Annotated in this window: 15 protein-coding genes; 13 read left to right on the top strand and 2 right to left on the bottom strand. The window is 70.8% G+C overall.

Annotation, left to right across the window (positions count from 1 at the left end; translation table 11 throughout):
- The first annotated feature begins 620 nt into the window (after window positions 1-620).
- Together groES and groL are read left to right on the top strand one after the other, a co-directional pair.
- A complete protein-coding gene (gene groES / locus E1288_RS17835) occupies window positions 621-911 on the top strand; it encodes a co-chaperone GroES (RefSeq protein WP_010316109.1) in 291 nt (96 codons plus the stop codon).
- Window positions 912-1,108: 197 nt separating this feature from the next.
- The gene (gene groL, locus E1288_RS17830) at window positions 1,109-2,731 is read left to right on the top strand and encodes a chaperonin GroEL (protein WP_132486449.1); all 1,623 of its coding nucleotides are present in this window, start codon (window positions 1,109-1,111) and stop codon (window positions 2,729-2,731) included.
- Window positions 2,732-2,910: 179 nt separating this feature from the next.
- Here groL and E1288_RS17825 read toward each other — a convergent pair whose 3' ends face one another.
- Entirely contained in the window at window positions 2,911-3,216 is a 306-nt protein-coding gene (locus E1288_RS17825; RefSeq protein ID WP_029536210.1) for a WhiB family transcriptional regulator, read from the bottom strand.
- A 204-nt stretch (window positions 3,217-3,420) separates the two neighbouring features.
- Here E1288_RS17825 and E1288_RS17820 point away from each other — a divergent pair, with 204 nt between their 5' ends.
- The 4 genes from E1288_RS17820 to E1288_RS17805 all read left to right on the top strand — a co-directional run bounded on the left by E1288_RS17820 (window position 3,421) and on the right by E1288_RS17805 (window position 7,601).
- Complete coding sequence (locus E1288_RS17820) at window positions 3,421-4,515, top strand: MerR family transcriptional regulator (RefSeq protein ID WP_408013517.1); 1,095 nt, start codon at window positions 3,421-3,423, stop codon at window positions 4,513-4,515.
- A gap of 309 nt (window positions 4,516-4,824) precedes the next feature.
- Window positions 4,825-5,421 carry a response regulator transcription factor gene (locus tag E1288_RS17815; RefSeq protein WP_029536209.1) on the top strand — a complete coding sequence of 199 codons (597 nt, stop codon included), beginning with the start codon at window positions 4,825-4,827 and terminating at the stop codon, window positions 5,419-5,421.
- Window positions 5,422-5,945: 524 nt separating this feature from the next.
- Window positions 5,946-6,518: a sigma-70 family RNA polymerase sigma factor gene (locus E1288_RS17810; RefSeq protein WP_093265524.1), complete on the top strand. Its 573-nt coding sequence runs from the start codon at window positions 5,946-5,948 to the stop codon at window positions 6,516-6,518.
- Window positions 6,519-7,601 carry an anti-sigma-D factor RsdA gene (locus E1288_RS17805; RefSeq protein ID WP_132486447.1) on the top strand — a complete coding sequence of 361 codons (1,083 nt, stop codon included), beginning with the start codon at window positions 6,519-6,521 and terminating at the stop codon, window positions 7,599-7,601.
- Window positions 7,602-7,685: 84 nt separating this feature from the next.
- Here E1288_RS17805 and E1288_RS17800 read toward each other — a convergent pair whose 3' ends face one another.
- On the bottom strand, window positions 7,686-8,057 hold the full coding sequence (locus E1288_RS17800) for a DUF5319 domain-containing protein (RefSeq protein ID WP_132486469.1): 372 nt from the start codon (window positions 8,055-8,057) through the stop codon (window positions 7,686-7,688).
- A gap of 246 nt (window positions 8,058-8,303) precedes the next feature.
- On the opposite strand from E1288_RS17800, the gene guaB reads away from it, so the two are divergent.
- The 7 genes from guaB (at window position 8,304) to guaA (ending at window position 16,891) form a co-directional block, all read left to right on the top strand.
- On the top strand, window positions 8,304-9,815 hold the full coding sequence (gene guaB, locus E1288_RS17795; RefSeq protein WP_132486445.1) for an IMP dehydrogenase: 1,512 nt from the start codon (window positions 8,304-8,306) through the stop codon (window positions 9,813-9,815).
- Window positions 9,816-9,994: 179 nt separating this feature from the next.
- The gene (locus tag E1288_RS17790; protein WP_132486443.1) at window positions 9,995-11,125 is read left to right on the top strand and encodes a GuaB3 family IMP dehydrogenase-related protein; all 1,131 of its coding nucleotides are present in this window, start codon (window positions 9,995-9,997) and stop codon (window positions 11,123-11,125) included.
- Window positions 11,126-11,256: 131 nt separating this feature from the next.
- Window positions 11,257-12,204 (top strand): helix-turn-helix transcriptional regulator, encoded by a 948-nt coding sequence (locus E1288_RS46995; RefSeq protein ID WP_165968159.1) that lies wholly within the window; start codon window positions 11,257-11,259, stop codon window positions 12,202-12,204.
- 268 nt (window positions 12,205-12,472) lie between these two features.
- Window positions 12,473-14,173 (top strand): GMC family oxidoreductase N-terminal domain-containing protein, encoded by a 1,701-nt coding sequence (locus E1288_RS17775; protein WP_132486439.1) that lies wholly within the window; start codon window positions 12,473-12,475, stop codon window positions 14,171-14,173.
- 168 nt (window positions 14,174-14,341) lie between these two features.
- A complete protein-coding gene (locus E1288_RS17770) occupies window positions 14,342-14,578 on the top strand; it encodes a helix-turn-helix domain-containing protein (protein WP_132486437.1) in 237 nt (78 codons plus the stop codon).
- 90 nt (window positions 14,579-14,668) lie between these two features.
- On the top strand, window positions 14,669-15,139 hold the full coding sequence (locus tag E1288_RS17765) for a carboxymuconolactone decarboxylase family protein (protein WP_132486435.1): 471 nt from the start codon (window positions 14,669-14,671) through the stop codon (window positions 15,137-15,139).
- A gap of 150 nt (window positions 15,140-15,289) precedes the next feature.
- Complete coding sequence (guaA, locus tag E1288_RS17760) at window positions 15,290-16,891, top strand: glutamine-hydrolyzing GMP synthase (protein WP_132486433.1); 1,602 nt, start codon at window positions 15,290-15,292, stop codon at window positions 16,889-16,891.
- Window positions 16,892-16,974: the final 83 nt, after the last annotated feature.

Below are 16,974 nucleotides of genomic sequence, written 5' to 3'. Positions count from 1 at the left end.
GGCCGGGGGCGGCGCTCCCAGGGGCGGTTCGCGGGCTTGGAGAGGGCGGGCATGCCTGGCAACCTAGGGCACCGAACCGCCTTGGTGTGAACCACCTCGTGGCATTGGTGACATTTCCCGCATGGCGATCTACCAGCGAAGATCACGCACAGCTGATCGTCTGTGACAACTTCCCAGGTGGCGGCCCCGCAGCCCAGGTTCGCTACGGTCCGAACCGAATCGAATCCGCCGGGTAGCGGGAGCGCGCCGGTGATCGACCTCGTCGTCAAGCGCGCTGAGGACGCGGATGCCGGGATCCCGCGCTACTGGACGGTTCGGGGCGCCGCCGACTCTGCTTGACTGTCGTCTGACGGAGACTTCCGGCTATCAGGACGGCGGCTGCATCGCTGGTCGATTCGTTGCGGCTGAGCCCTTCCCGGTCTCGCTCCGGCTCGACGATCCTGGGCGGTCGACACGCCGGGAGGTCGGAGAAGAGGGTTGTTGTTGAGCGTTGGCACTCTCATGGGTAGAGTGCTAGCAGAACGGCGCCGCAGCGCCCCGGCACCCGCGACGGCGGGGAGCCACGGAGCCGTCTTAACCCAGACAACGCTTCGAAGGCCCCAGAAGGTGGAGGTCACACCGTGGCGAGCATCAAGCCGCTTGAGGACAAGATCGTGGTCCAGGCGAGCGAGGCCGAGACGACGACTGCGTCCGGCATCGTGATCCCGGACACCGCCAAGGAAAAGCCCCAGGAGGGCAAGGTTCTGGCCGTCGGCCCGGGTCGCGTCGACGACAAGGGCAACCGCATTCCGGTGGATGTCAAGGAAGGCGACGTCGTCATCTACTCGAAGTACGGCGGCACCGAGGTCAAGTACAACGGCGAGGAGTACCTGATCCTCTCCGCCCGCGACGTGCTGGCCGTCGTCAACTGACGCTGCACCACGCGAGCAATGCCGCCCCGGCGGTCCCGACCGGGACCCCGGGGCGGTCGCATATCCGGGGCAAGAGTCTTTCGCTGGGCTCGTGCTGCGTGGCGGCGGTGCCGGTTGCGCAGGTGGGCTGAGCGGCTTCGCCGCTTCAAGGACAAGAGCGAAGACCCCAAAGGCATCCATGAAGGGCTGTTGTAACCATGGCTAAGCAGATCGCCTTCGACGAGCAGGCCCGGCGCGCGCTGGAGCGCGGCGTCAACCAGCTCGCCGACGCGGTGAAGGTCACCCTCGGGCCGCGTGGTCGGCACGTCGTGCTGGACAAGCAGTTCGGCGGGCCGCAGATCACCAACGACGGCGTGACCATCGCCCGCGAGATCGAGCTGAGCGACCCGTTCGAGAACCTGGGCGCCCAGCTCGCCAAGAACGTCGCGACGAAGACCAACGACGTCGCCGGCGACGGCACCACCACCGCGACCGTGCTCGCCCAGTCGCTGGTTCGCGAGGGCCTGCGCAACCTGGCCGCGGGCGCCAACCCGGCGTCGCTGAACAAGGGCGTCCAGGCGGCCACCGACGCCGTCGTCGAGGCGCTCAAGGCCAAGGCCACGCCGGTCAAGGGCCGCGACAACATCGCCCAGATCGCGACCGTCTCCTCCCGGGACGAGTCCATCGGCGCCCTGATCGGCGAGGCGATGGAGAAGGTCGGCGAGGACGGCGTGATCAGCATCGAGGAGTCCTCGACGCTGGCCACCGAGCTGGAGATCACCGAGGGCCTCCAGTTCGACAAGGGCTTCATCTCCCCGCACTTCGTCACCGACGCCGAGCGTCAGGAAGCGGTGCTGGAGGATGCGCAGATCCTGCTGCACCGCGACAAGATCTCCGGCCTGCAGGACCTGCTGCCGCTGCTGGAGAAGATCGCGCAGGGCGGCAAGCCGCTGCTGATCATCGCCGAGGACGTCGAGGGCGAGGCGCTGTCCACCCTGGCCGTCAACGCGATCCGCAAGACCCTGAAGGTCGTCGCGGTCAAGGCCCCGTTCTTCGGCGACCGCCGCAAGGCGTTCCTGGACGACTTGGCGGTCGCCACCGGCGCCCAGGTCATCGCGCCGGAGGTCGGGCTGAAGCTGTCCGAGGCCGGTCCGGAGGTGCTCGGCGCGGCCCGCCGGGTCACCGTGACCAAGGACACCACGACCATTGTGGACGGCCGCGGCAGCGCCGAGGACGTCAAGGACCGCGTGGACCAGATCCGCAAGGAGATCGAGGCCACCGACTCCGACTGGGACCGCGAGAAGCTGCAGGAGCGGCTGGCCAAGCTGTCCGGCGGCGTCGCGGTGATCAAGGTCGGCGCGGCCACCGAGACGGAGCTCAAGGAGCGCAAGTCCCGCATCGAGGACGCCGTCGCCGCCGCCAAGGCCGCGGCCGAGGAGGGCAGCGTCCCCGGTGGTGGGTCGAGCCTGATCCACGCCGCCAAGGTGCTGGCCGACGACCTCGGCCTCACCGGTGACGAGGCCACCGGCGTGCAGCTGGTGCGCCGCGCGCTGGACGCCCCGCTGTACTGGATCGCCGCCAACGCCGGCCAGGAAGGCGCCGTCGTGGTGTCCAAGGTCCGCGACCTGGACTGGGGCGCCGGCTACAACGCGGCGACCGACGAGTACGGCGACCTGGTGCAGGCCGGTATCGTCGACCCGCTGAAGGTGACCCGCTCCGCGGTCGCCAATGCGGCCTCCATCGCCCGCATGGTGATCACCACCGAGAGCGCGGTCGTGGAGAAGCCGGAGGAGCAGCCGGAGGCCGCCGGGCACGGCCATGGTCACGGGCACGGCCACTGAGCCATTGCGCGTGAGCCTGGCCCTCGGCCCGGCTGAACGGCACGAAGATCGGGGCGGTACCCACGGCATGGGTACCGCCCCGATCTTTTCGTCCTACCCGGAGCCGAATGACGCCCCTCGTAGTCATCCGACTCCGGCGGCCGCACGCGATCCGCGACGCGGCGGCCGACACAAGCGCGTCAGCTGGCCGCGACCGCCAGCTGCTGGCGCTTGCGCGCCTTGATGATCACTTCCCGCTCCGACTCCGACAGCCCGCCCCAGATGCCGTACGGCTCCTGCACGGCTAGCGCGTGCGTCCGGCACTGCGCGATCACCGGGCAGTGCTGGCACACCTCTTTCGCCTTCGCCTCGCGCCGAGCTCGTGCCGGGCCGCGTTCGCCGTCCGGATGAAAGAAGTACGCGCTGTCCATGCCTCGACAGGAGCCCCGTATCTGCCAATCCCAGATATCGGCGTTCGGTCCTGGAAGACGTCGAGTGTCTGCCATTGCGCAAACCACCTCCTAGCGGTGGGTCCCCTCCCCGCTGCAGCCGGCGGCCGCAGCCTCGCGTGATCCGACCGTAGAACCGCGCCAAAACTTGTTCAACCCTTATCGAGCCAAAAGCTGTTCATCGTTGGAGTGATCTTTGGCCGACCAAGATCGACGTCCGACGGCTTGCCCTCCACGGGCCGGAACCGGAACATGTCCCGCGTGACGACGCGGCCGGAACCTGTGCAGGGGCAGGACACCCCCATCCCGAGCGACGATCCGGAGCTGGTCGAAGGTCCGGATGGCGCCGCGTCGGGCGATCACCCGCGGCTCAGCGTCGCCGCGGTGGCCCGCCGGCTCGGTGTGGCACCCGCCACGCTGCGCACCTGGGACCGCCGGTACGGACTCGGGCCCAGCGATCACACCAGCGGTCGGCACCGCCGCTACGGCCCGGACGACATCGCTCGCCTGGAGCAGATGCAACGCGCGCTGCTGCGCGGTGCCTCGCCGATGGAGGCGGCCCGCTACGCCCGCACCGTCGCCGCGCCGCTGCCGCAGCGATACCCCGACGCGACAGAGCGGCAAACGCAGCCGGACGGATCCGGCGACGAGCCGATGATGCTGTCCGGCGTGCTCGGCGGCGCGGGCGACATCGAGTTGGTCGGCGGCTCGAACACCGGCGGGCGCGGGCTCAAGCTCACCGGGGCCGGGCCGCGCGCCCGCGGCCTGGGGCGGGCGGCGCTCGCGCTGGACTCCTGGTCCGTGCAGCGACTGCTGATCGAGTCGATGGGCAGCGACGGCGTCGTGGAGACCTGGCAGGGCATGCTGCAGCCGGTGCTGCGCGCGGTCAGCGAGCGGCGGCAGCGGTCCGGCTCCGGCATCGAGGTCCTGCAGTTACTGGTCGACTGCGCGTCCACCGCGCTGCGCTCGGTGATCGCGACCGCGCCGGCCCCGCTCAATCCGCGCCCGGTGGTGCTCGCCCCGGTGCCCGGCGAAGTGCAGGAGCTCGAACTCGTGGCGCTGGCCGCGGCGCTCGCCGCCAACCGCGTCGGCCACCGGTTGTTCGGCGCCGCTCTGCCGCGCGAAGGGCTCGCCGCCGCGGTGCGCCGTTCCGCGCCGGCCGCCGTGGTGCTCTGGGCCGACCAGCCGCACTACGCCTCGTCGCGGGTGCTGGACGACATCCCGATCACCCGCCAGCGCGCCCGCGCGTTCGTGGCGGGCGCCGGGTGGGCGCAGCAGGCGCTGCCCGCGCACGTGGAGCTGCTCGATTCGCTGGAGACGGCTGTTGCGCGTGTTTCCGAGACCGTACTGGGCTGAACGAGGCAGTCTGTGGCATAAATCACACACCCGCTGTGTGGGTGGGGTTACGGTGTTCGTGCGGACGGGCGAAACTGCGGTCACGACTGGGTGCAATCGGGTGAATACTGCAGGTACGGCGCGTGGCCGACGGCTTCCCGGAGTAGTGAGCGGGACGGTCCCGACGGCTTGCTCCGTTCCAGTGAACCGGCACCCGATCGGGCTGCCGCAAAATTTCTTGACGGATTAAGCACCGGATCGTGTCAAGGTTTTGGCCCCTGCGTCCGATAGGGGAGTTGGAACGTCACTCGCCTGCAGGAAGGAGTTCCCGTGACGACGGTCCTGATCTGCGATGACCGACGTAGCGTCCGGGAAGGGCTCACTCGTGTGATGTCTGCTGTCCCCGGAGTGAGTCGAATTGATTGCGTTGCGCACGGTGATGAGCTGCTGGCCCGCTTCTCGCGGCAGGCCGTCGACGTCGTCCTGGTAGGTACCCAGCGCGCGGTGCCGAACGGCGTCGAGGCCACCCGAAGGCTCGTCTCGGCCCATCCGCAAGCAAACGTGATCGTGTTCGGTGCCCCGGACGACGCGGCCAGCATTGCCGCCGCGATCGCCGGCGGCGCCCGCGGCTACCTCCGCTGGGATGCTTCCCGGCCGGAGTTGGTGGCGGCGCTGGCGCACACGCTGGCGAGCACCTCGGTGCCCGCGCCCCGGCAACCGTCCGATCCGGGGGTGCAGCTGACGGAGCGCGAACTCCAGGTGCTGCGCGGCATGAGCCAGGGCAAGAGCAACGGCCAGATCGGCCGGGAGCTCTACCTCTCGGAGGACACGGTCAAGACCCACGCTCGCCGGCTTTTCCGGAAGCTCGGCGTGCGCGACCGCGCGCAGGCAGTTGCGCACGGTTTCCGCCGCGGCCTCGTCGCGTGATCGTCGCGCGCGGTGATCACCGCGCGCCTGTCGATCGGAGCGCACCGGCAGATCTAGTCCGGGCTGCCGGTGCTCGGCGAGGACGTTGGCTTGGAGCGAGCTGACGTTACGAGTGCGCCTGTGGCTCGCGTCACTTCTGGCACGACCCCGACCCGGGGTGCGACCGCCGGTGTGGCGCGAGCCATAGTTCTTCAAAGCGGGACGCTCCGGGACGAAACCGGCCTTCTCGGCAATCGGGGCAGATGCCCCGAAAGTGCCGCGATCGCCCGGTCGTGCGATCCCTGTGAAGATCCTCTCTGATCTTCTCCGGTGAACCTCCAAGATCCCGTGGCCTGGGTAAACGCCGCCGGGGTCGGCGTCTGGTATCTCTGAATGTGTGACGACGACGGCCCCCTCCATCCACTCCCTGTTCAACGATCGCCCCCCGGCCGGTACGGTGAGCTCGGCGCGGCGTGCGGCGCACGCGATTTCCGCCGGACAAATCCGAATCGCTTGAACGCGTAACACCAGGGCTGCTGTCTGCGATGACCAACGTGGGGGACGGGCTGGACGCTCTTGTAGGCGCCGCCGTCGACGGCGATCGTCAGTCGATCGAGCGCTTGCTGGCCGAAATCCGTCCTTTGGTGGTGCGGTACTGCCGCGCCAGAGTCGGACGAAACGAGAGGTCGTTCGCTTCGGCGGACGACGTGGCCCAGGAAGTGTGCCTCGCGGTGCTGACCGCGCTGCCCACTTACAAGGACCAGGGTCGTCCGTTCCTGGCGTTCGTGTACGGCATCGCCGCGCACAAGGTTGCTGATGCGCACCGCGCGTTGGCCCGCAACCGCTCCGAACCGGTGGCAGATGTTCCGGACACCCCGGAATCCGAGGCCGGACCGGAGCAGCGCGCCATGCAGGGTGAGCTTTCGGGCAGGATGGCGCAGCTTCTTCGCGTCCTCCCGGCCAAGCAGCGGGAAATCCTGCTGCTCCGGGTGGTCGTCGGGTTGTCGGCGGAGGAAACCGCCGAAGCGGTCGGTTCGACGCCGGGCGCGGTACGCGTGGCTCAACACCGCGCGTTGGCCCGGCTGCGAAAGACGCTGTCCGCGGAGGAGGTGGTCTGAATGGCGGAGCGGAAGGGGCCCGAGGGGGAGCAGGCGGGACACGACCCTGTCGAGTCCGGCCGGCACGAGGACCGTTCGCGCGGGGCAGACGAGCGGGACCAGATTCCCGCAGAGGGGTCCGCAGACGAGGGAACGGAACTGAGCGACAACCAGCGGGATTCCGGCTCGGCCGAGTCTGAAACCACCGAACCCGACGCCGTGTCGGGCGACGCCGACGTGCTCTCCTTCCGGCCGCGACCGGCCGAGGAGTCCGACGAGCTGGTCGACTTCGACGACTTCGGCGAAGAACCGATCGACCTGGGCGCGCTGCAGGCCGACGACGCATTGCTCGACGCGCTCGGCGGGACCAATCCCGACGTGGTCGCGTCGGCCGACGACGAGCGCCCCAGCCTGGAGGCGCTGCTGGTCGCGTGGCGGCAGGACATCGATGCCGCGCCGATCGGCGATCTCGTCGACGTCGAGACCGCGACCGCGGCCATCGCGGCGGGCAGCCGCCCGCGCCGCAGGCTCAAGCGCCGGCACCTGGTGCCGGTCGCCACCGCCGCCGCGGTCCTGATGATCACGTTCACCGGGGTGGGCGTGGCCGCTCGCGACGCGCAGCCCGGCGACATGCTGTGGGGCGTCGCGCAGGTCCTCTACTCCGACCGCACGCGCGCGATCGTCGCCGCGAGCTCGGCCCGCGAGGACCTGAACACCGCCGAGGGCGCGATCGAGCAGGGCAACCGCACCGCCGCCGAGGCCGCGCTGCGCTCCGCGCAGGAGCAGATGCGGGGCGTCGACGACGAGCACGGGCTGTCCGACCTGCAGGCCGCGCACGCTTCGCTGACCGCGCGGATGGGCCAGGGCGAGAACCCGCAGCCCCCGCAGCCTTCGACGCCGACCACGCCGTCGACGCCGACCACGTCGCCGTCGCAGCCGTTGCCGCCGGTGCCGCCGACGGACAGCTCGTCGGTGCCGCCGACGTCGTCCACGTCGCCGTCCGAGTCGTCCACGTCGCCGAGCGAGACGAGCGGCAGCTCCGAGCACCCGTCCAGCGGCTGGGGATCGGACCTGTTCCCGCAGAAGAGCAGCAGCAATCCGTGATGATGAGGCCGGTCTAACACCTGCCAACGCGAAGAGGGGCTCCCGGTCGGGAGCCCCTCTTCGCGTTCTGCTCGGTGGGAGTTGTCAGCGGGTGGTTTCGGTTTCGGTCACGCCGTCCGCGTAGCCGCGGCAGTACTCCCAGGTGACGTAGTCGCTCGGGTTCGGGTCGAACGCCGGCTCGTGCGGGCGCATCCGGCCGTCCTGCAGCAGCTGTTCCAGGCTGGAGCGCAGCAGCTCCCAGTCGTGGTAGTGGCATTCGCCGCAGTCCGCGCAGTCCACCACGATGCCGCGGAGCCCGCGGGGCTCCAGCAGGGCCTGGTAGACGGCGAGGTCGGTCAGGTCGGCGAGCAGTTCGGCCCGTTCCTCATCGCCGAGTGGTGGGCCGTCGTCGGCGTCGTGATCGCCGAGTGCCATGCTCGGATCTTCCGGGTCACCCGCGAACGGGTCTGGTGGCATCGGATCGTGCGGCACGGCCCGCACGGTACCGGCTGCGTCCACCTCGTGGGGTTGTCGGGGCGGGTTTGCCCGCCTGCCGTGGCGTGGCCCACCCCTCGGCCCACGGGGCAAACGCGCCTGACCTGTGGTCTCTATCATTGAGGGAATCCCCGATGCCGATGCCACGTTCCACACGTAATCGCCGAGGACATCCAGCCGCACCCGCAGTCTGCGGACCATAGCGTGAAGGAAGGCACATCCCTCGCCATGAGCAGCGAACTCTCCGCACCCGGCCTCCCCTCGAAGTTCGCGACACTGGGTCTGACCTTTGATGACGTGCTCCTCCTGCCGGACGAGTCCGACGTCATCCCCAGCGGCGTCGACACGTCCACCCAGCTGTCCCGCAACATCCGCCTGCGGGTACCGCTGCTGTCCGCCGCGATGGACACCGTCACCGAGGCGCGGATGGCGATCGCCATGGCCCGCCAGGGCGGCGTCGGCATCCTGCAGCGCAACCTGTCCGTCGAGGAGCAGGCCGCCCAGGTCGAGGTGGTCAAGCGCTCCGAGGCGGGCATGGTCACCGACCCGGTGACCTGCTCGCCGGACGACACCCTCGCCGAGGTGGACGCGCTGTGCGCCCGCTTCCGCATCTCCGGCGTGCCGGTGACCGACCCGGACGGCACCCTCGTCGGCATCATCACCAACCGCGACATGCGGTTCGAGGTGGACTTCACCCGGCGGGTGCGTGAGGTCATGACCGCGACGCCGCTGATCACCGCGCAGGTCGGGGTCACCGCCGAGGCCGCGCTCGGGCTGCTGCGGCGCAACAAGATCGAGAAGCTGCCGATCGTGGACAACGCCGGCAAGCTCCGCGGGCTGATCACCGTCAAGGACTTCGTCAAGACCGAGCAGTACCCGCGCGCCACCAAGGACCCGGACGGCCGGCTGCTGTGCGGCGCGGCGGTCGGCGTCGGCGCGGACTCGCACGAGCGCGCGATGGCGCTGGTGGACGCCGGTGTCGACGTGCTGATCGTGGACACCGCGCACGGGCACTCGCGCGCGGTGCTGGACACCGTGGCGACGCTGAAGAAGGAGCTCGGCAACTCCGTCGACGTCATCGGCGGCAACGTGGCGACCCGGGCCGGCGCGCAGGCGCTGGTCGACGCCGGGGCGGACGCGGTGAAGGTCGGCGTCGGGCCGGGCTCGATCTGCACCACCCGCGTCGTCGCCGGGGTCGGCGTGCCGCAGATCAGCGCGATCTACGAGGCGAGCATGGCCTGCCGCCCGGCGGGCGTGCCGCTGATCGGCGACGGCGGCATCCAGTACTCCGGGGACATCCCGAAGGCCATCGCGGCCGGCGCGAGCAGCGTCATGCTGGGCAGCCTGCTGGCCGGCACCGCCGAGTCGCCGGGCCAGCTGGTGCTGGTCAACGGCAAGCAGTTCAAGGTGTACCGGGGCATGGGCTCGCTGGGCGCCATGCAGTCGCGGGGCCAGGCCAAGTCGTACTCCAAGGACCGCTACTTCCAGGACGACGTGCTGTCCGAGGACAAGCTGGTGCCGGAGGGCATCGAGGGCCGGGTGCCGTTCCGCGGGCCGCTGGCGCAGGTGGTCGACCAGCTGATCGGCGGACTGCGCTCGGGCATGGGCTACACGGGCTCCAACACGATTCCGGAGCTGCAGGACGCGAAGCTGGTGCGGATCACCGCGGCGGGGCTCAAGGAGAGCCACCCGCACGACATCCAGATGACCGTCGAGGCGCCGAACTACACCACGCGCTGACCACCACCGTCCCGGCCGCCGCATCCCCGCGATGCGGCGGCCGCGTCGTTCTCCGGGGGCGCCGGAACCGCCGGTTTCGCGCGGTCGCGGCGGGCTAAGGAGCCCCCGTTGCACGTCACACGGGCAGCGAAGAGAGAATGCTTCGTCGGACAGCGGTGCCGCGAGGAGGGACTTCAACGGTGCGGGATCAGGTTGAGATCGGCATGGGCCGCACGGCCATGCGCGGCTACGACTTGGACGACGTGGAGATCGTGCCCTCGCGGCGGACCCGGTCGTCGAAGGATGTTTCCCTGGCGTGGCAGATCGACGCCTACCGCTTCGACATCCCGCTGGTCACGCACCCGACGGACGCGGTCGTCTCGCCCGCCACCGCGGTGCGGATCGGCGAGCTCGGCGGGCTGGGCGTGCTGAACGCCGAGGGGCTGTGGGCGCGCCACGAGAACGTCGAGGAGAAGCTGTTCGAGGTGGTTCGCGCCGCCGAGGAGAACAGCGACCCCGAGGCCGCGATCCGGCTGCTGCAGGAGCTGCACGCCGCGCCGATCCGGGCGGACCTGCTGGCCACCGCGCTGAAGCAGGTGAAGGACTCCGGTGTCACGGTGGCGGCGCGGGTCAGCCCGCAGCACGCCGAGGAGCTGACCCCGGACCTGCTCGCCGCCGGCGTCGAGCTGCTGGTCGTGCAGGGCACCATCATCTCCGCCGAGCACGTCGCCCGGGATGGCGAGCCGCTGAACCTGAAGCGGTTCATCGCCGAGCTCGACGTGCCGGTGATCGCCGGCGGGGTCGGCGACTACCGCACCGCGATGCACCTGATGCGGACCGGCGCGGCCGGCGTGATCGTCGGCTTCGGCCAGTCCCGCGCGGCGACCACGACCCAGGTGCTGGGCATCGGGGTGCCGATGGCCACCGCGATCGCCGACGCCGCCGCAGCCCGCCGCGACTACCTGGACGAGACCGGCGGCCGCTACGTGCACGTGCTCGCCGACGGCGGCCTGTCGTACTCCGGCGACATCGCGAAGGCGATCGCCTGCGGCGCCGACGCCGTGATGCTCGGCGAGGCGCTGACCGAGTCGGCGGAGACGCCGGCGCAGGGCTACTACTGGACTTCCGCGGCCGCGCACCCGAGCCTGCCGCGCAGCGAGATCGTCGGCTTCGCGGGTTCGGGAGCGGACCTGGAGCAGCTGCTGTTCGGGCCGAGCAGTGACCCGTACGGCACGCTGAACCTCTTCGGCGGCCTGCGCCGCGCGATGGCGAAGACCGGCTACCGGGACCTCAAGGAGTTCCAGAAGGTCGGCCTGTCGCTCCGCGGCTGACCCACGTCCTCACCGGGCTCGTGAGTGCTTTGGATCGCTGCAGCGATCCAAAGCACTCACGAGCCTTGGTCTTTCGGTGCCATGCGGGATCAGGTCGGCCGCTGTCCTAATCGGACGGCAGACTCGGCGGCATGCTGGACACTTCGGCGCGCCTGCTCAAGCTGCTGTCGCTGCTGCAGACCCCTCGTGACTGGGCCGGGTCCGAGCTCGCCGAGCGGCTCGGCGTCAGCGCGCGGACCGTGCGCCGCGACATCGAGCGGCTGCGCGAGCTCGGGTATCCGGTGCACGCCACCCAGGGCACGGCCGGTTACCGGCTCGGTGCCGGGGCGGCGGTTCCGCCGCTGCTGCTGGACGACGACGAGGCGGTCGCGGTCGCCGTCGGGCTGCGCACGGCCGCCGGGGTTGCCGGGGTGGAGGAAACCTCGGCCCGGGCGCTGGCGAAGCTGGAACAGGTCCTGCCGTCCCGGCTGCGGCACCGGGTGCAGACCCTGCAGAGCGCCATGATCGCGATGCCGGGGGGCGGCCCGACGGTGGACGCGAGCGTGCTGACCGCGATCGCCGCCGCCTGCCGGGGCCGCGAGCGGCTCCGCTTCGACTACTCCGCCCACGACGGCACGACGAGCCGGCGGATCACCGAGCCGCACCGGCTGGTCGGCTGGGGTCGCCGCTGGTACCTCGTGGCGTGGGACGTGGAGCGCGACGACTGGCGGACGTTCCGGGCCGACCGGATCGATCCCAGGACGCCGACCGGGCCGCGCTTCGCCCCGCGCGAGCTGCCAGGCGGCGATGTCGTCGCCTACCTCGGCGAACGGCTGAACGTCGCGCTGTGGCACTTCCAGGCGACGCTGCGGTTCCGGTTGTCCGCGGCCCGCGTCGCGGAGCTGATCACGCCGACCGGCGCGCTGATCGAGCCGGTGGACGACAACGCCTGCGACGTGACCATGGGCGCCGATTCGATGCACCTCCTGGCGGTCTTCGCGGGGCTGATCGAGGCGGACTTCGAGGTCGTCGATCCGCCGGAGCTCCGCGATCGCTTGGCCAGGCTCGGCACCCGGTACCTCCGCGCCGCCGAGCACTGACGGCCGAGTCCGCAGGGGCCCAATTTTGCCTAAAATTGGGGTCCCACACGCCCGGGCGGGATTCCGATTTTGCCTAAAATTGGAGACTTCCGAACCGGGCGAATCGGGCTTCGGGGTATGGGGATGGACGCCCCGGCCGACCCGGTCGCGGCATCTCCGATCCCGCCCGCGGCTCCGCCGGACGGCTGGTCTTTGCTTCGCGAAAAGCGGGTGCAGAACCTGTTCCGCCTCTAGCTACTGGCGAGTAATTACGTCTAGTCTGTCGCGCATGGCTGGACGTGACGAGAGCGAAACCGATTTCGACGTGGTCGTCATCGGTTCCGGGTTCGGCGGCAGCGTGGCCGCGCTGCGCCTGACGGAGAAGGGCTACCGCGTCGCGGTGCTCGAAGCCGGTCGCCGGTTCGCCGACGACGAACTGCCCAAGACGTCCTGGGACCTGCGGAAGTTCCTGTGGGCACCGCAGCTCGGGTGCTACGGCATCCAGCGCATCCACCTGCTGCGCAACGTGCTGATCCTCGCGGGCGCGGGCGTCGGCGGCGGCTCGCTGAACTACGCCAACACGCTCTACCGGCCGCTCGCGCCGTTCTACAACGACCCGCAGTGGGCGCACATCACCGACTGGGAAGCCGAACTCGCCCCGCACTACGACCAGGCCACCCGGATGCTCGGCGTCGTCCAGAACCCGACCGAAACCCCCTCCGACGTGGTGATCAAGCAGGTCGCCGGGGAGATGGGCGTCGGCGACACCTACCACCACACGCCGGTCGGCGTGTACTTCCGCAAGCCCGGGCAGACCGACTCCGACCCGTTCTTCGGCGGCGCCGGGCCCGCGCGCACCGGCTGCACCGAATGCGGCGCCTGCATGACCGGCTGCCGCGTCGGCGCGAAGAACACGCTGGTCAAGAACTACCTTTACCTGGCGGAAGCGGGCGGCGCCAAGGTCTTCCCGCTGACCACCGTGACCCGCCTCGGGCAGGGCGCCGACGGCCGGTGGCGCATCGCGACCGCGCGCACCGGGGCGAAGGTGTCCCGGCGGCCCCGGATCTTCCGCGCCGACCAGGTCGTGGTCGCGGCGGGCACCTGGGGCACCCAGAACCTGCTGCACCGCTGCCGCGAGAACGGCGACCTGCCGCGGCTTTCGACGCGGCTCGGGCGGCTTACCCGGACCAACTCCGAGGCGATCATCGGCGCGCAGATGAAGAAGCGCGACCCCGAGCGCGACTTCTCCACCGGCGTGGCCATCACCTCCTCGTTCCACCCGGACACCGACACGCACATCGAGCCGGTGCGCTACACCAAGGGCGCCAACGCGATGGGGCTGCTGCAGACCCTGGCGACCAAGGGCGGCGAGGGGTCGCGGTGGAAGCAGTGGGCGAAGTACGTGTGGAAGCACCCGAACCTGGCGCTGCGCATGCTGTCGGTCAAGAACTGGAGCGAGCGCACCGTGATCCTGCTGGTCATGCAGAGCCTCGACAACTCGCTGACCACGCGGCTCAAGCGGGTCTTCGGCAAGGAGCTGCTGACCTCGGAGCAGGGCCACGGCGCGCCCAACCCGACCTACATCCCGGCCGGTGAGCAGGCCAACGAGCTCGTCGCCGAGCGCATCGGCGGCGTCGCGGGCGGCACCTGGGGCGAGCTGTTCGACATCCCGCTGACGGCGCACTTCCTCGGCGGCTGCGTGATCGGCGAGGACGCCGAGCACGGCGTGATCGACCCGTACCACCGGGCACACGGCTACCCGACGATGTCCATCGTGGACGGTTCGGCGGTGTCGGCGAACCTGGGCGTGAACCCGTCCCTGACGATCACCGCCCAGGCGGAGCGGGCGTTCTCGATGTGGCCGAACAAGGGCGAGCAGGACGCCCGCCCGGACCAGGGGACCGGCTACCGCCAGGTGGCGCCGGTCGCCCCGAAGTCCCCGGCGGTCCCGGCCACCGCGCCCGCTGCGTTGCGCCTGCCCGTCGTCTGACCGCCGCCGAACCGGCGGCGCAGCGCGAGCACGCAGAGGAGACCGGCCATCGCCAGCCAGCCCGGCCACGCCGTCAGGCCCGCGGTCAGCGGGCTCGGCGGCTGGTCGGCGGAGTCCGATGAATGCCAGGACCGAGCGGGCTTTCGGTTGGATCATGGCGGCGAAGCTATGGCGGCGACGGCGTGCCGCGACAGGCCGTGGGCACCCGGGCTCAAGTTGTTGCTGAGCAGCGTCGGCATCGAGGTGACCGCCGTGGTCGCCGAGGCGGAGCCGTTCCTCGACCTGATCGAGGCGGAGGCGCCGGACGCGGCCGTGGTGGACGTCCGGCTGCCGCCGTCGTTCCGCGACGAAGGCGTGCGGGCGGCCCTGCGGGCGCGCCGGGTGCTCGCCTACCTCGGCGGATGATGAGACGGGCATCACATCCGGACCGGTCACATCGTGCCGGGTCGACTCGTCATAGGTGTGCAGGCACCGAAAACGGCAGAGGAGCCGACCATGGATGCGCGTTTGAACCTCTTCGGAAACCCGGTCGCGGGCAAGTTCCTGAAGCACCTCGTCTTGTCGGAGAAGGCGGTCTCGGGATCGGAGCTGCCCGCCGCGACGCAGGAGCTCGTGAAGATCCGCGCGAGCCAGATCAACGGGTGCGGGTTCTGCACCGACATGCACACCAAGGAGGCGGCCGCCGCCGGCGAATCGTCGCTGCGGCTCAACCTCGTCGCGGCGTGGCGGGAGGCCACGGTCTTCACCGAGGCCGAGCGCGCGGCGCTGGAGCTGGCGGAGCAGGGCACGCGCATCGCGGATGCGGCCGGCGGTGTCACGGACGAGGCCTGGGAGAACGCCGCCAAGCACTACGACGAGGACCAGCTCGCCGCGCTGGCGTCCCTGATCGCGCTCATCAACGCCTTCAACCGGCTGAACGTGATCGTCCGGCAGCCCGCCGGCGACTACCAGCCCGGCCAGTTCTGATCTCCCGGACCGGGGAGCCGGGTCCGGTGCCGTCGAGCACCGGTCCCGGCTCCCCGCCGTCCCGCCGGGCAAGGGCGGGGTCGGTGCCGCTGTGGCCTTGATTACCTGGGACAATGGGCGCCACCGCTCTCGCCAGGAGGTTTCGACGACGTGTCCGGTACCGCAAGCAGCAAGGGCGCCGATCGCCAGGGGCAGGGGCCTGTCCTCGTTGTCGATTACGGCGCCCAGTACGCGCAGCTGATCGCGCGACGGGTGCGGGAGGCGCAGATCTACTCGGAGGTCGTCCCGCACGACACCTCGGTGGAAGACATCGCGCGCCGCGACCCGGCGGCCATCGTGCTCTCCGGCGGCCCTTCCAGCGTCTACGCCGACGGCGCGCCGCAGGTCGACCCGGAGCTGTTCAGCGCGGGCATCCCGGTCTTCGGCATCTGCTACGGCTTCCAGGCGATGACCTCCGCACTCGGCGGCACGGTCGAGCACACCGGCACCCGCGAGTACGGCCGCACCGAGCTGGACATCACTGGTGACGGCGGCACGCTGCACGCGGAGCTGCCCGGCCACCACCCGGTGTGGATGAGCCACGGCGACTCGGTGAGCAAGGCCCCCGAGGGCTTCGCCGTCACCGCCGGCACCAAGGACACCCCGGTGGCCGCCTTCGAGAGCGTCGAGCGCCGGCTGGCCGGCGTGCAGTACCACCCCGAGGTGGTGCACTCGCCGCACGGCCAGGAGGTGCTGCGCCGCTTCCTGCACGAGATCGCCGGGGTCCGCCCGCAGTGGACCACCGCGTCCATCGTGGACGACACGGTGGCCGCGATCCGCGAGCAGATCGGCGACCGGCGGGCGATCTGCGCGCTGTCCGGCGGGGTCGACTCCGCGGTGGCCGCCGCGCTGGTGCACCGCGCCATCGGCGACCAGCTGACCTGCGTCTTCGTCGACCACGGCCTGCTGCGCTCCGGCGAGCGCGCCCAGGTGGAGCGCGACTTCGTCGCGGCGACCGGCGTCCGGCTGGTCACCATCGACGCGGTGGACCGGTTCCTCGGCGCGCTGGCCGGCGTCACCGACCCCGAGGAGAAGCGCAAGATCATCGGCCGCGAGTTCATCCGCGTCTTCGAGCAGGCCGCCCGCGACCTGCAGGCTGAGGCGGGCGCGGCCGGCGAGCAGATCGACTTCCTGGTGCAGGGCACGCTGTACCCGGACGTGGTGGAGTCCGGCGGCGGCACCGGTGCCGCGAACATCAAGAGCCACCACAACGTCGGCGGGCTGCCCGACGACCTGCAGTTCGATCTGGTCGAGCCGCTGCGCGCGCTGTTCAAGGACGAGGTGCGCCGGGTCGGGCTGGAGCTGGGCCTGCCGGAGACGATCGTGCACCGGCAGCCGTTCCCTGGCCCGGGTCTGGGCATCCGGATCATCGGCGAGGTGACCGCGGATCGGCTCGCGACGCTGCGCGCGGCCGACTCGATCGCCCGCGAGGAGCTGACCGCGGCGGGCCTGGACCGCGACATCTGGCAGTGCCCGGTGGTGCTGCTGGCCGACGTCCGGTCGGTCGGCGTCCAGGGCGACGGCCGCACCTACGGCCACCCGGTGGTGCTGCGCCCGGTGTCCAGCGAGGACGCGATGACCGCGGACTGGACCCGGCTGCCCTACGACGTGCTGGAGCGGATCTCCACCCGGATCACCAACGAGGTCGCCGACGTCAACCGGGTGACCCTAGACGTCACCTCCAAGCCGCCGGGCACCATCGAGTGGGAGTGATCCCAGCGGCCTGAAGCGAGAAGGGCGCCCCGACCGGCCGGTCGGGGCGCCCTTCTCGCTTCGCCGGCGTCAGAGCTCACCGC

It is taken from the genome of Saccharopolyspora elongata (genome assembly GCF_004348985.1).
Taxonomy (GTDB): Bacteria; Actinomycetota; Actinomycetes; order Mycobacteriales; family Pseudonocardiaceae; genus Saccharopolyspora; species Saccharopolyspora elongata.
This window is presented reverse-complemented; position numbering and strand designations above follow the sequence as displayed.

Excerpts from the sequence above, each read along its gene's own strand:
- groL (WP_132486449.1), top strand. The coding sequence starts at position 1,109 with ATGGCTAAGCAGATCGCCTTCGACGAGCAGGCCCGGCGCGCGCTGGAG.
- E1288_RS17825 (WP_029536210.1), bottom strand. The coding sequence starts at position 3,216 with ATGGCAGACACTCGACGTCTTCCAGGACCGAACGCCGATATCTGGGAT.
- E1288_RS17810 (WP_093265524.1), top strand. The coding sequence starts at position 5,946 with ATGACCAACGTGGGGGACGGGCTGGACGCTCTTGTAGGCGCCGCCGTC.
- E1288_RS17805 (WP_132486447.1), top strand. The coding sequence starts at position 6,519 with ATGGCGGAGCGGAAGGGGCCCGAGGGGGAGCAGGCGGGACACGACCCT.
- E1288_RS17800 (WP_132486469.1), bottom strand. The coding sequence starts at position 8,057 with ATGCCACCAGACCCGTTCGCGGGTGACCCGGAAGATCCGAGCATGGCA.
- guaB (WP_132486445.1), top strand. The coding sequence starts at position 8,304 with ATGAGCAGCGAACTCTCCGCACCCGGCCTCCCCTCGAAGTTCGCGACA.
- E1288_RS46995 (WP_165968159.1), top strand. The coding sequence starts at position 11,257 with ATGCTGGACACTTCGGCGCGCCTGCTCAAGCTGCTGTCGCTGCTGCAG.
- E1288_RS17775 (WP_132486439.1), top strand. The coding sequence starts at position 12,473 with ATGGCTGGACGTGACGAGAGCGAAACCGATTTCGACGTGGTCGTCATC.
- E1288_RS17770 (WP_132486437.1), top strand. The coding sequence starts at position 14,342 with ATGGCGGCGACGGCGTGCCGCGACAGGCCGTGGGCACCCGGGCTCAAG.
- E1288_RS17765 (WP_132486435.1), top strand. The coding sequence starts at position 14,669 with ATGGATGCGCGTTTGAACCTCTTCGGAAACCCGGTCGCGGGCAAGTTC.